We start from the raw sequence: 12,907 nt of genomic DNA on the forward strand, positions 1-12,907 counted from the left end.
GTGACCATGTCAGAGGATCTTGTACGTCTTCACCGCGTTCTCGAAGATCGGCAGACTGTCCTTCCACGTCTTCTGCGGCACCGACAGGTACACGTGGTACGAGGTCGAACCGTCGGAGGCGATGAGCCACATCGCGTGCCGTTTCTGGCCGTCGCTGGAGCGCTCGGCGGTGTACTCCACCTGGTGCGCCTTCAGGTCACCCAGCTTCGCGGGCTTGGACTCCACGGTCTCCAGGGTGCCGCTGACGAACTTGTCGCTCGACTTGAGGCCCTCGACGCCACCGGTCACGGCGGCCTTGGGGTCGGCCTCGTTGAGCACGTTGAGCCGCACCCACCGGTCGCCGTTGTCGGGGTCGGTGATGTCGAGGAAGGTCTGCTCCGGGTTGGACTTCTGCGCGGCCTTCCAGCCCTTGGGGATCTCGACGGTGAACCGGCCGTCGGGGTCCTTGTAGAGCTCGGTCTCGAACGCGGCGTCCTGCTGGCTGTCGTCGCCGCTGTCGTCGGAGGGCGGTTCCTCACCGCTGCCGCCGAACATCATGAAGCCCAGCGTCCCGAGCAGCGCCAGCACCACCACGCCGATGCCGATGCCCAGCAGCATGCCGGTCTTCTTCTGCTGCTTGGGCGGCTGAGGGAACGGCTGGCCGGTCTGGTGGTAGTACGGGTCCACCGGCGGGGTGTACGGCTCCGCGGTGGCGGCGGCGTATCCGGCCGGGTAGCCCGGCGCCGCGGCGCCCGAGACCGGTCCGCCGGAGGTGGGGCCACCCGATACCGGGCCGAGTGGCGCGCCGGAGGCGGGCATCGCGGAGGTCGGTGCCGGGGACGTCGGCGGTGCCGAGACCGGGAAACCGCCGGGCGAGGCCGGTATGCCCGAGATCGGGCCGCCGGAGGTGGGAAGCACCCCGGTGGCGCCGTCGGCCGACAGCGGCCCCGACAGCAGGCCGGTGAGCGTGTTCCGGGTGTGCTGCACCGTGAACCGCTGCGTCGGGTCCTTGTCGAGCAGTCCGGCCAGCAGCGGCGCCAGCGGCCCGGCGTTGCGGGGCGCCTCGGGCGGGTCGTGGACGACGGCGTGCATGGTCGCGGTGGTGTCGCCCCGGTCGAAGGGCGGACGGCCCTCCAGCGCGGCGTACAGCGTCACGCCGAGCGAGAACAGGTCGCTGGGCGGTTCGGCGGGGCCGCCGATCGCCCGTTCGGGCGCGATGTAGTGCGCCGAACCCAGCACCATGCCCGGCGCGGTGTGTCCGGTTCCGGACGCCGAGGCCGCCGCCGCGCCGAAGTCGGACAGGACGCAGCGCCCGTCGGCGGAGATCATGACGTTGCCGGGCTTGATGTCGCGGTGCACGATGCCCGCCTCGTGCGCGGCCTCCAGCGCGCTGACCAGCGACAGCCCGATCTTGGCGACCACCCGCGGCGGCATCGGCCCGTCGGCGGAGATGATGTCGGCCAGGCTGCGGGCCTTGAGCAGCTCCATGACGATCCAGGGACGGCCGTCCTCGGTCACCACGTCGAAGACCCGCACCACCGAGGCGTGCGAGAGGCTGGCCGCGGCGCGCGCCTCGCGCAGCGTGCGGTCGCACAGCTGCTCGCGCTCGTCCGGCGGCAGATACGGCGGCAGGGTCACTTCCTTGACGGCCACGTCGCGCTGCAACAGGCGGTCATGGGCACGCCAAACCGTGCCGTGGCCACCGTCGCCGACCTTGGCGGTCAGCTCATAACGGTCGGCGATCACGACACCGGGCTGTGCCACGCGCGGTGCTGTCTGCCCCTCGGGGGTCGCGGCGGCATCGGGCGGAAACGTCACGGGGGTGTCCTCCTCCTTAACCGTCCCAGTGTTACAAGGAATCCTGAGATCGGCGACCCGTCGATCGGACCAATTCCTCACGGTGCCCAGACGGTGACGAATGGTGCGTATGACGCACACGGGGCGTGAGATATCCGGCAGGCTCCCGGCGAGCCGACACGCGTCACAACCGTCCGCATACGATCGAGGCATGTCGCAGCGTCACAGCGAGTCCGGTTTCGAGCTCCGTCCGGTGTACGGCCCCGACGACGTCGCCGAGGGTCTCACCGGACGACTGGGGCAGCCGGGTCAGTACCCGTACACCCGGGGCCCCTACCCGACGATGTACACCACCCGGCCCTGGACGATGCGCCAGTACGCCGGCTTCGGCACCGCCACCGAGTCGAACCGCCGCTACCACCAGCTGCTGGAGGCGGGCACCACCGGACTGTCGGTGGCCTTCGACCTGCCCACCCAGATGGGCTACGACTCCGACGCCGAACTGGCCGCCGGTGAGGTCGGCAAGGTCGGGGTGGCCATCGACTCGCTGGCCGACATGCGCACCCTGTTCGGCGGCATCCCGCTGGACAAGGTCTCCACCTCGATGACCATCAACGCCCCGGCCTCGCTGCTGTTGCTGCTGTACCAACTTGTCGCCGAGGAACAGGGCGTGGCGCCCGACGCGCTTTCCGGCACGATCCAGAACGACATCCTCAAGGAGTACATCGCGCGCGGGACCTACATCTTCCCGCCCGCTCCCAGCCTGCGGCTGGTCTCCGACACCTTCGCCTACTGCCGCAACGAGATCCCGAAGTGGAACACCATCTCGATCTCCGGCTACCACATGGCCGAGGCCGGGGCCACCCCCGTGCAGGAGGTCGCGTTCACGCTCGCCAACGGCATCGAGTACGTGCGCGCCGCCATCGACGCCGGCATGGACGTCGACGAGTTCGCGCCCCGGCTGTCGTTCTTCTTCGTCGCCCGCACCACGCTTCTGGAGGAGATCGCGAAGTTCCGCGCCGCCCGGCGCATCTGGGCCCGCGTCATGCGCGACGACTTCGGCGCCAAGAACCCGAAATCGCAGATGCTGCGGTTCCACACCCAGACCGCGGGCGTGCAGCTGACCGCCCAGCAGCCCGAGGTCAACCTGGTCCGGGTCGCGCTCCAGGGCCTGGGGGCGGTACTGGGCGGCACCCAGTCCTTGCACACCAACAGTTTCGACGAGGCCATCGCGCTGCCGACCGAGAAGGCCGCCCGGCTGGCGCTGCGCACCCAGCAGGTGCTCGCCTACGAGACCGACGTGACCGCGACCGTCGACCCGTTCGCCGGTTCGTACCTGATGGAGTCGATGACCGACGAGATCGAATCGGCCGCCGATCAGCTCATCGAGCGGGTATTCGACTTCGGTTCCTCGGTGGCGGCCATCGAATCCGGATTCCAGAAGAACGAGATCGAGACGACCGCCTACGCCACTTCCCAGGAAATCGACTCCGGTGAACGCGTCGTCGTCGGCGTCAACCGATTCGCGCTCGACGAGGAGGAGCCGTACGAACCGCTGCGCGTCGATCCCGGAATCGAGGCGGCGCAGCGTGACCGGCTGGAGAAACTGCGTTCCGAGCGCGACAACGCCGAGGTGACGGCGGCACTGACCGCGGTACGTGAAGCCGCCGAGGGAACCGACAACGTTCTGTATCCGGCCAAACGCGCATTGAAGGCGATGGCTACCGTGGGCGAGGTTTGCAATGCGTTGCGTGGGGTATGGGGTTCATATCGCCCGCCTGAGTCCTTTTGAGGACTAATTCCAGTCCCATTTCCTCTTAGTGTGTGGCGGTTCGGTCACTGATAATGGGATAGGGGCGGATTCTATTTCACTGAATCGTCGTTTTTGACGGGCGATTACCCACCGTAAGAGTGAAACGGTGTCGCGTCATATCTGACCGTGGTCATCGTCTCACCTGAAAGGCGCCTGTTAGGGGCCGTAACTTCAGTCCGATCGGTGCGTTATAGGAGGTGTGGGACGTGATGTCGGCTTCGGTTCGTCGTGGGCTGCGGACGCGCATACGCTCCGCCGAAGGCAGAAATAGGCCACAGAAGACAGTCACGGTGGTTGGCCATCGTGAGTCTCACGGGTTTAGGCTGGCCGACGTTCGCGATATCGGAAAATCTCAAAGTGAAAGCTATGAGGCGATGACGACTCTGACCGCTCATTCCATGCCAGGGGATCCCATGCCGGCTGATCCCAGGCCGTCGAGCCACCATGCAGGGCAGGATGACTTCCTCCCCGCCATGCTCGACGGCTGGCTAACGGAAAACGGGTCCGAGCTCGTACAGATTCGTCGTCACCTGCACATGAACCCGGAACTGTCCGGATACGAACACGCCACCACGGCACTGATGGCCGAGAAACTGGCCGCCGAGGGCCTCAAGCCCCGGCTGATCCCCGGCGGCAACGGCCTCACCTGTGACATCGGTGAGGGTGAATCGGGCCGCATCGTGGCCCTGCGCGGCGACATGGACGCGCTGCCGATCCAGGACCCGAAGGACGTCCCTTACCGCTCAACGGTTCCCGGTGCCTGCCACGCGTGCGGGCACGACGTCCACACCACCGTCCTGCTCGGCGCGGGCCGGGTGCTGGCCGAACTGGACCGCCGTGGCGAACTGCCCGGCCGGGTCCGGCTGGTGTTCCAGCCCAGCGAGGAGAAGTTCCCCTCCGGGGCGCCGCAGATGATGCGCGCCGGGGCGCTGGACGGCGTCTCCTCGATCTTCGCGTTCCACTGCGACCCCAGGCTTCCCACCGGGATGGTCGGGGTCCGCTCCGGTCCGCTGACCGCCGCCAGCGACATGCTGGAGGTGCGGCTGACCGGCCGCGGCGGCCACACCTCGCGGCCGCACCTGACCACCGACCTGGTGCACGCGCTGTCGCGCGTCGTCGTGGACGTCCCGGCGCTGCTGGACCGCAGGCTCGACCCGCGAACCGGTGTCGCGCTGGTGTTCGGCGCCATCGAGGCCGGTTCGGCCGCCAACGCGATCCCGCGTGAGGGCCGGGTGCTGGGCACCGTGCGCATGCTCGACCGCGACGCGTGGAAGACCGTCCCGGACATGGTCACCCAGATCATCGAGGACGTGGTCAGACCCACCGGCGCCGAAGCCGAGATCACCTACACCCGGGGCGTTCCGCCGGTCATCAACGACCGGGTCGCCACCGCCATGTTCGCGGGCGCGGCCTCGGCCGCGCTCGGCGAGTCGGCCGTCGTCGAGACGCCGGTCAGCATGGGCGGCGAGGACTTCTCCTGGTACCTGGAACAGGTTCCCGGCGCCATGGCCCGGCTGGGTGTCGGCCGTCCCGGCGAACACCTGGACCTGCACCAGGGCAGCTTCGACGTGGACGAGAAGGCGATCGCGCACGGCGTGCGGGTGCTGGTCCACACCGCGCTGGCGGCGAGCGCCTCAGCGGCTTTCTAGAACCTGTCCATCGGCCGGTGCCCTCACACGGGGTACCGGCCGATTCCTGTCTCGACCCGGCGCGCACGGCCGCCCGCGCAGCCGTGGCCGCCCTGCCGTTCTGCTGGTGAACTGCCGCCCTTTTGCCTACAGCGCAAGGGGTTCCGCCGGGTACCGTCTCTCCTCGACAGGCAAGGTCAACATCTCATGGAGGTTCGCATGACCATGTGGACGAAGGCGCGTGTCGGATTCGGCGCGCTGGCCGCTGGGCTGGCTACGGTCATGCTCGCCACGACGGCGGCCGCGGCGCCCACCCCCGGCGCGCCGGGGGTGGGCGATCCGTACTACCCGGGCGCCGGGAACGGCGGGTACAACGTCGGTCACTACGACATCAGGCTGACCTACCAGCCGAAGACGGACGAACTGTCCGGGCAGACCACCATCAAGGCGACCGCGACCCAGGATCTTTCCCGTTTCAACCTGGACTTCGGCCTGACCGTCAGCGCGATCACGGTCAATGACGCCGCCGCGGAGTTCGCCACCGACCCGGCCGACCCCAGCGAGCTGATCGTGACGCCGAGCAGCCCGGTCGCGAAGGGCCAGTCGCTTCGCGTGCTCGTGAAGTACTCCGGCATTCCGTCCACCGTCGTGATCGAGGGGCGGTACACCGCCTGGACGCGTACGGCCACGGGTGGCTTCGCGGTGAGTCAGCCCCGGGTCGCCGAGTGGTGGTTCCCGTCCAGCGACCATCCGTCCGACAAGGCCACCTTCGCCGTGTCGGCCGAAGTGCCCGACGGCACCTCCGCACTGTCCAACGGTGTCCTGGCCGGAAAGGACGACGAACGCCCCGGCTGGACCAGATGGAACTGGAAGAGCAAGTACCCGATGGCGACCTACCTCGCGTTCATCGCGCTGGGCGAGTACGAGGTGCACCAGTCGACCTGGCGGGGCAAGCCGTACATCACGGCGTACGACGAGTCGCTGAAGCCGGAATGGCTGGCGACGGCCAAGGAGCAGATCGGAACCACACCGGAGGTCACCGACTTCCTCAGCGACAAGTTCGGTCCCTACCCGTTCGAGGCGATCGGCGGCGTGGCCGTCAACGGCATCGGGTACGCGATCGAGAACCAGACCCGCCCGGCCTACGGCACCTCCTTCTGGGACCTTCCCGAGCCCGGCTGGGTGATCGCGCACGAGCAGGCACACCAATGGTTCGGCGACTCGGTGTCAGTGGCCGACTGGAGCCACATGTGGCTCAACGAGGGCTTCGCGACGTACGCGGAATGGCTGTGGTCGGAAGAGCGTGGCCTCGGTACGGCCGACCAGCTGGCCCAGGCGTTCTACGAGAAGTACCCCGCCGACGACCCGTTCTGGCAGGTCGTCGTCGCCGACCCGAAGAAGATCTTCGAGTCCGCGGTGTATGAGCGGGGAGCCATGGCGCTGCACGCCCTGCGCGGCGAGGTCGGCGACCGGAAGTTCTTCGAGATCCTGCGGAGCTGGCACAAGCTCAAGAAGGGCGGCAACGCCACCACCGCCGAGTTCATCGCCCGCGCCGAACGTGTCGCCGGCGAACAACTCGACGAGCTCTTCGAGACCTGGATCTATGCCAAGGGCAAGCCGGCGACGAGTCCGAACGGGGCCGATGTCCAGGTGAAGGGCGAACCGAAGTCCTTTGACGGGATGGTGAAACTCCACAAGCATTTCGTCGAGCACGGCCACGGCCAGCACTGAGCGCTTAACGACGGGTCGGCACCCCTTCGGGGGTGTCGGCCCGTTTCACGTGTCGGGGGGTGGGTCAGCCTGGCGCGCAGGGTCGCTTGCGCAGCGCGGCGACGTAGTCCTCCGGGGCTCCGGCCTTCTCGGCGGCGGCGGCCAGCTCGGCCAGGTACCACACGCTGGGCAGACCGCCCTCGTAACCGTTGAACACGTACATCCACACCGCGACGTCACCGTCGAGGGTGGCGGCGGTGGTGTGAATCCGGCGATACATGCCGCCGTTGGCGCCCTCCAACTCGTCGAGCGTCTCCACGTCGGCGGTCGGATCGACGTCGTACAAGGCGACGAAGGTGCGATCCCCCTCGGCTTCGACGGCGGTGGCGACGGCGGACTCCCAGCCCAGCTCGCGCCCTCCGAAGGTCAATCTCCAGCCCTCAAGCCAGCCGGTACCCACCAGTGGGGACCTCGGGCACGTGGCCCGCATTCGTCCGGGGTCGAGGTTCGAACCATAGGCGGCATACAGCGGCACTATAGAACGATAGCGTGAGGGACAATCACTGCGCAGCCGTTGTCGCAAATACGGAAAGCCCGAGGTAAATCGTGCCGAGCATCGTGATCATCGGTGGAGGTCCCGCCGGATATGAGGCCGCCCTCGTCGCGGCGCAACTGGACGCCGATGTCACCCTCATCGAGGAGACCGGCGCGGGTGGCGCCTGCGTGCTGAGCGACTGCGTACCCTCCAAGACCTTCATCGCCTCCTCGACGGCGCGCACCAGCATCGACCGGGCCGAACGCCTCGGCGTGTCGGCCAAGGACGTCACGGTGGACGCGCAGCTCGTGCACGACCGGGTGAAGATGCTGGCGCTGCAACAGTCGGGGGACATCTGCAACAAGCTCGTCAAGTCCGGGGTGGAGTACATCACCGGCCGGGCCCGGCTGACCGGCGTCACCGAGGGCTTCAACCACAAGGTCGAGATCCTGCCGGTCGACGGCGAGGCCTACGAGGTCGACGCCACCGTGGTGTTGTTGGCCACCGGCGCCACCCCCCGGGTGCTGCGCGACGCCCGCCCGGACGGCGAACGCGTCCTGTCGTGGCGCCAGGTCTACGACCTGGAGGAGCTGCCCGAGAAACTGATCGTGGTCGGTTCGGGTGTCACCGGCGCCGAGTTCGCCTCGGCCTACCTGGCGATGGGCGTCGACGTCACCCTGGTGTCCTCAAGGGAGCACGTGCTGCCGCACGAGGACACCGACGCGGCCATGGCCATCGAGTCGGTGTTCCGGGAACGCGGCATGACCATCGTGCCCAACGCCCGCGCCCTGAAGGTGTGCGCCGAGGGCGACGGCGTCGTCGCCGAACTGGCCGACGGCCAGCGGCTCACCGGAACCCACGCGCTCATGACCGTCGGCTCGGTCCCCAACACGGCGGGCCTGGGCCTGGCGGCGGCCGGGGTCACCTGCAACGATTGGGGTTTCGTCGAGACCGACCGGGTCTCCCGCACCAACGTGCCCGGCGTCTACGCGGCCGGTGACGTCACCGGCGTCCAGATGCTCGCCTCGGTCGCGGCCATGCAGGGCCGCATCGCCATGTGGCACGCCCTCGGCGAGACCGTCAAACCGCTGCAACTCCAGACCGTGGCCGCCAACGTGTTCACCGACCCGGAACTGGCCACCGTCGGCGCCACCCAGGCCGATGTGGACTCCGGCAAGGTCCCGGCCCGCTCGGTCACCCTCCCGCTGGAGGGCAACCCGCGCGCCAAGATGTCGGGCTTCGCCGACGGCTTCGTGAAACTGTTCTGCCGCCCGGCCTCCGGCCTGGTGGTCGGCGGCGTCGTGGTGGCGCCCAAGGCCAGCGAACTGATCCTGCCGATCTCACTGGCGATCCAGAACCACCTCACGGTCGAGGAACTGGCCCGCACCGTCACGATCTACCCGTCCATGTCCGGCTCGCTGGCCGAGGCGGCCCGCCAGCTGATGCAGCACGAGTTCGAGTAGGCGGCGCTCACCAGGTCGGCAGCGGGGCTCCCTCGGTGAAACCGGCCGCCGACTGCACGCCCACGACCGCGCGCTCGTGGAACTCGGCCAGCGTCGCGGCACCCGCGTAGGTGCAGGCGGAGCGAATACCAGCCACAATGGAGTCCAGCAGGTCCTCGACACCCGGCCGGGCCGGGTCCAGGTACATCCTGGACGTCGAGATGCCCTCCTCGAACAGCGCCTTGCGGGCCTGCTCGTAGGGGCTGTCGGTGGCGGTGCGCAGCCGCACGGCACGGGCCGAGGCCATGCCGAAGTTCTCCTTGTAGAGCTTCCCGTCGGCGTCGGAACGCAGATCGCCGGGGGACTCGTAGGTGCCCGCGAACCAGGACCCGATCATCACGTTGGACGCCCCGGCGGCCAGCGCCAGCGCCACATCGCGCGGGTGTCGCACCCCGCCGTCCGCCCACGCGTGACGGCCCAGCCGCGCCGCCTCGGCCGCGCACTCCAGCACCGCCGAGAACTGGGGGCGACCCACGCCGGTCATCATGCGGGTGGTGCACATGGCTCCCGGGCCCACACCGACCTTGACGATGTCGGCTCCCGCGTCCACGAGGTCGGCCACTCCTTCGGCGGTGACGACGTTCCCGGCCGCGATCGCGGTGTCGGGTGCGAGCCGTCGCACCGTGGCGAGCACGTCGCGCATCTTCGCCTGGTGGCCGTGCGCGGTGTCGACGACGATGATGTCGGCCCCGGCCTCCACCAGCTGCGTGGTCTTGGCGGCGATGTCGCCGTTGATCCCGATGGCCGCCGCGATCCGCAACCGCCCCTTGTCATCCATGTTGGGCGTGTACAGCGTGGTGCGCAGTGCCCCGGAACGGGTGAGGATCCCGGCCAGCTGCCCCTCGGCGTTGACGACCGGCGCCAGCTTCCGGTGCGCCCCGTCCAGCCGGTCGAAGGCGTCCTCGGCGGCCAACCCGGTCGTGAGGGTGAGCAGATCGGTGGAGGCGACATTGCGCAACTGCTCGAACCGATCCACCCCGGCGCAGTCGGACTCGGTGACGACGCCGAACGGCCGCTGCTCGTCGTCCACGACTATGAGGGCGCCGTGGGCCCGCTTGGGCAACAGCGCCAACGCGTCCCCGACGGTGTGCGAACCGGTGAGCGTGATGGGCGTGTCGTACACGGTGTCGCGCTGCTTGACCCAGTCGATGACCTCGGCGACCACGTCGAGCGGGATGTCCTGCGGAATCACGGCCAGACCTCCCCGCCTGGCCAGCGTCTCGGCCATCCGCCGCCCCGACACCGCGGTCATGTTCGCGGCGATGATCGGGATCGTCGTCCCGGTACCGTCCGCACTGGACAGATCGACGGCCAACCGCGACGTCACCGCCGAACGGGCCGGGACCATGAAGACGTCGGAGTAGGTCAGGTCGTGACTGGGCACGTCCCCGTTCAAAAAGCGCACGCGGTGATCCTAGGTTCTGTTTCGTGGGTGTTGGCTGAGCGGCCGAGCGAGTCTAGCCGATCCGGCGCCTCGATCGGCGAATCGCGATGAGGGGTGAGCGCGGCTACTTTTGTGCGCATGGTTCGCGATCGTTCCGACAGGCCGAGCAGCGACGCGGAGCGTGTGCGCGTGAGCACCCGGGGATCCCAGGCTCGGCTGGTGATCGTCTCAGTCCTCCTGCCCCTGCTCGTCGGGGGCTTCGTCCTGCAGGCATCGGAGCCCCTGGAGACCTGGGACAGTGCCCCTTTCGCGATAGCGGTACTGCTTGGGCTGTTCGCGATCCTCGTATTGGCGGGGAAGCTGTCGCTCATCATCATGAACGGACTCGTGCCGGGCCTGGAGCAGGCCGGGCGGGTGCTCGCGATCGACGTCCCCGGCATCTGGTACATCCAGAAGCGACGACGGATATTGCTGCCGTGGCAGGACATCGCGGGCGTCGGGTTCACCGAGGATCCCGACAACAAGTTCAACTTCATCATCGAGATCTACCCGCGCGACGCGGATCGATGCGGTGAGGAGGAACTGCTGCGACAGTGGATGGTCGACGGTGCGATCTCGCACCACGGCATGCCGTCGCAGCGGCTCGCGTTCCCGCCCATGCGTCTGGATCCCATCCGCGACAAGGTCTCACCGGCGGTCAGGGCGTATGCGCGGCGTTCGTGGGTCGGCGGCAGGCCGTACGCCAGTTCGCAGCGCATACCCGGTTCCTGACCGGCGAGCGGTCAGGCCTTGATCTCGCAGATGGCCGCTCCGGCGGAGACGACGTCGCCGACCGTGGCGTCCAGGCCGGTGACGGTGCCCGCCTTGTGGGCCGTCAGCGGCTGTTCCATCTTCATCGCCTCCAGCACCACGATGGTGTCGCCCTCGGCGACGGTCTGGCCCTCGGCGACTTCGATCTTGACGACAGTGCCCTGCATCGGGGAGACCAGGGCGTCGCCACCGGCAGCCGCGGCGCTGGCGCGTTTGGTGCCGCGTTTGGGGGCCTTCTTGGTGCCGCCGGACGCGGCCGGGGCCGCTCCCAGACCGGCGGGGAGCCGGACCTCGAGGCGTTTGCCGCCGACCTCGACCACGACGGTGTCGCGTTCTCCGGGTTCGGGGAGTTCGGTGGCACCGGCGAAGGGTTCGACGGTGTTGGTCCACTCCGTCTCGATCCAGCGGGTGTGGACGGTGAACGGTTCGCTGGTGAACGCGGGGTCGTCGAGGACTGCGCGGTGGAACGGGAGCGCGGTGGCCATGCCGTCGACCACCATTTCGGACAGTACTCGGCGGGAGCGTTCGATGGCCTCGGCGCGGGTGGCGCCGGTGACGATGACCTTGGCCAGCAGGGAGTCGAAGTTGCCGTCGATGACGGCTCCGGTGTCGATGCCGGTGTCGACCCGCACGCCCGGGCCGGAGGGCAGCCGGAGTTCGGTGACGGCGCCGGGGGCGGGCAGGAAGTTGCGGCCTGGGTCCTCGCCGTTGATGCGGAACTCGATGGAGTGGCCGCGCGGGGTGGGGTCTTCGGTGAGGGCCAGTTGTTCGCCGCGGGCGATGCGGAACTGTTCCCGCACCAGGTCCAGACCGGTGGTCTCCTCGGAGACGGGGTGTTCGACCTGGAGCCGGGTGTTGACCTCCAGGAACGAGATGGTGCCGTCGGCGCCGACGAGGAACTCGACGGTCCCGGCGCCGTGGTACTCGGCCTCGCGGCAGATGGCCTTGGCGGAGTCGTGGATGCGCTGCCGCTGCTCGTCGGTCAGGAAGGGCGCCGGGGCTTCCTCGACCAGCTTCTGGTGGCGGCGTTGCAGGGAGCAGTCGCGGGTGCCGACCACGATGACCTGGCCGTGCGTGTCGGCCAGCACCTGCGCCTCGACGTGGCGGGGTTTGTCCAGGTAGCGCTCAACGAAGCACTCGCCGCGACCGAAGGACGCCACCGCCTCGCGGACCGCCGAGTCGTAGAGGTTCGCGATCTCGTCGCGGTCGCGGGCCACCTTCAGGCCCCGGCCGCCGCCGCCGAAGGCGGCCTTGATGGCGATCGGCAGGCCGTGCTCGTCGGCGAAGGCGATCACCTCGTCGGGGCCCGAGACCGGTTCGGACGTGCCGGGCACCAGCGGGGCTCCGGCGCGGGCGGCGATGTGGCGGGCGGTGACCTTGTCGCCGAGGTCGCGGATGGATCGCGGCGTGGGGCCGATCCAGGTCAGGCCCGCGTCGATGACGGCCTGCGCGAAGTCGGCGTTCTCGGACAGGAAGCCGTAGCCGGGGTGCACCGCGTCGGCACCGGAGCGGGCGGCGACGTCGAGCAGCTTGTCGAAGCGCAGGTAGGTCTCGGCGGCGGTCAGGCCGTCCAGGGCGTAGGACTCGTCGGCGAGTCTGGCGTGCAGCGCGTCGCGATCGGAGTCGGAGTAGACGGCGACGCTGGCCATCCCCTCGTCGCGGCAGGCACGGATGACCCGCACCGCGATCTCGCCTCGGTTGGCTATCAACACCTTGCGCACTGACTCTCCTCCTGAATAAGCCCGCAAG

9 protein-coding genes are annotated in these 12,907 nt (G+C 68.8%); 5 read left to right on the forward strand and 4 right to left on the reverse strand.

Annotated elements, in window-relative coordinates:
- Nucleotides 1-9: 9 nt before the first annotated feature.
- Nucleotides 10-1,797 (reverse strand): serine/threonine-protein kinase, encoded by a 1,788-nt coding sequence (locus SNAS_RS03810; protein WP_013016057.1) that lies wholly within the window; start codon nt 1,795-1,797, stop codon nt 10-12.
- 190 nt (nt 1,798-1,987) lie between these two features.
- Here SNAS_RS03810 and SNAS_RS03815 point away from each other — a divergent pair, with 190 nt between their 5' ends.
- The 3 genes from SNAS_RS03815 to SNAS_RS03825 all read left to right on the forward strand — a co-directional run bounded on the left by SNAS_RS03815 (nt 1,988) and on the right by SNAS_RS03825 (nt 6,948).
- The gene (locus SNAS_RS03815) at nt 1,988-3,568 is read left to right on the forward strand and encodes an acyl-CoA mutase large subunit family protein (protein WP_013016058.1); all 1,581 of its coding nucleotides are present in this window, start codon (nt 1,988-1,990) and stop codon (nt 3,566-3,568) included.
- Between the two features lie 434 nt (nt 3,569-4,002).
- Nucleotides 4,003-5,238 (forward strand): amidohydrolase, encoded by a 1,236-nt coding sequence (locus SNAS_RS03820; protein WP_052304895.1) that lies wholly within the window; start codon nt 4,003-4,005, stop codon nt 5,236-5,238.
- Nucleotides 5,239-5,442: 204 nt separating this feature from the next.
- Nucleotides 5,443-6,948, forward strand: coding sequence for a M1 family metallopeptidase (locus tag SNAS_RS03825; protein WP_041625535.1), 1,506 nt, complete (start codon nt 5,443-5,445; stop codon nt 6,946-6,948).
- Nucleotides 6,949-7,012: 64 nt separating this feature from the next.
- Here SNAS_RS03825 and SNAS_RS03830 read toward each other — a convergent pair whose 3' ends face one another.
- Entirely contained in the window at nt 7,013-7,462 is a 450-nt protein-coding gene (locus tag SNAS_RS03830; RefSeq protein ID WP_013016061.1) for a gamma-glutamylcyclotransferase family protein, read from the reverse strand.
- A gap of 71 nt (nt 7,463-7,533) precedes the next feature.
- Here SNAS_RS03830 and SNAS_RS03835 point away from each other — a divergent pair, with 71 nt between their 5' ends.
- Nucleotides 7,534-8,925 (forward strand): NAD(P)H-quinone dehydrogenase, encoded by a 1,392-nt coding sequence (locus SNAS_RS03835; RefSeq protein ID WP_013016062.1) that lies wholly within the window; start codon nt 7,534-7,536, stop codon nt 8,923-8,925.
- A 7-nt stretch (nt 8,926-8,932) separates the two neighbouring features.
- Here the strand turns inward: SNAS_RS03835 and SNAS_RS03840 are convergent, their stop codons facing one another.
- Complete coding sequence (locus SNAS_RS03840; protein WP_013016063.1) at nt 8,933-10,369, reverse strand: GuaB1 family IMP dehydrogenase-related protein; 1,437 nt, start codon at nt 10,367-10,369, stop codon at nt 8,933-8,935.
- Nucleotides 10,370-10,537: 168 nt separating this feature from the next.
- Here SNAS_RS03840 and SNAS_RS03845 point away from each other — a divergent pair, with 168 nt between their 5' ends.
- A complete protein-coding gene (locus tag SNAS_RS03845) occupies nt 10,538-11,119 on the forward strand; it encodes a hypothetical protein (protein WP_013016064.1) in 582 nt (193 codons plus the stop codon).
- Nucleotides 11,120-11,130: 11 nt separating this feature from the next.
- On the opposite strand, the gene SNAS_RS03850 is transcribed toward SNAS_RS03845, so the two are convergent.
- Entirely contained in the window at nt 11,131-12,879 is a 1,749-nt protein-coding gene (locus SNAS_RS03850) for an acetyl/propionyl/methylcrotonyl-CoA carboxylase subunit alpha (protein ID WP_013016065.1), read from the reverse strand.
- Nucleotides 12,880-12,907 lie beyond the last annotated feature (28 nt).

It is taken from the genome of Stackebrandtia nassauensis DSM 44728 (genome assembly GCF_000024545.1).
Taxonomy (GTDB): domain Bacteria; phylum Actinomycetota; class Actinomycetes; order Mycobacteriales; family Micromonosporaceae; genus Stackebrandtia; species Stackebrandtia nassauensis.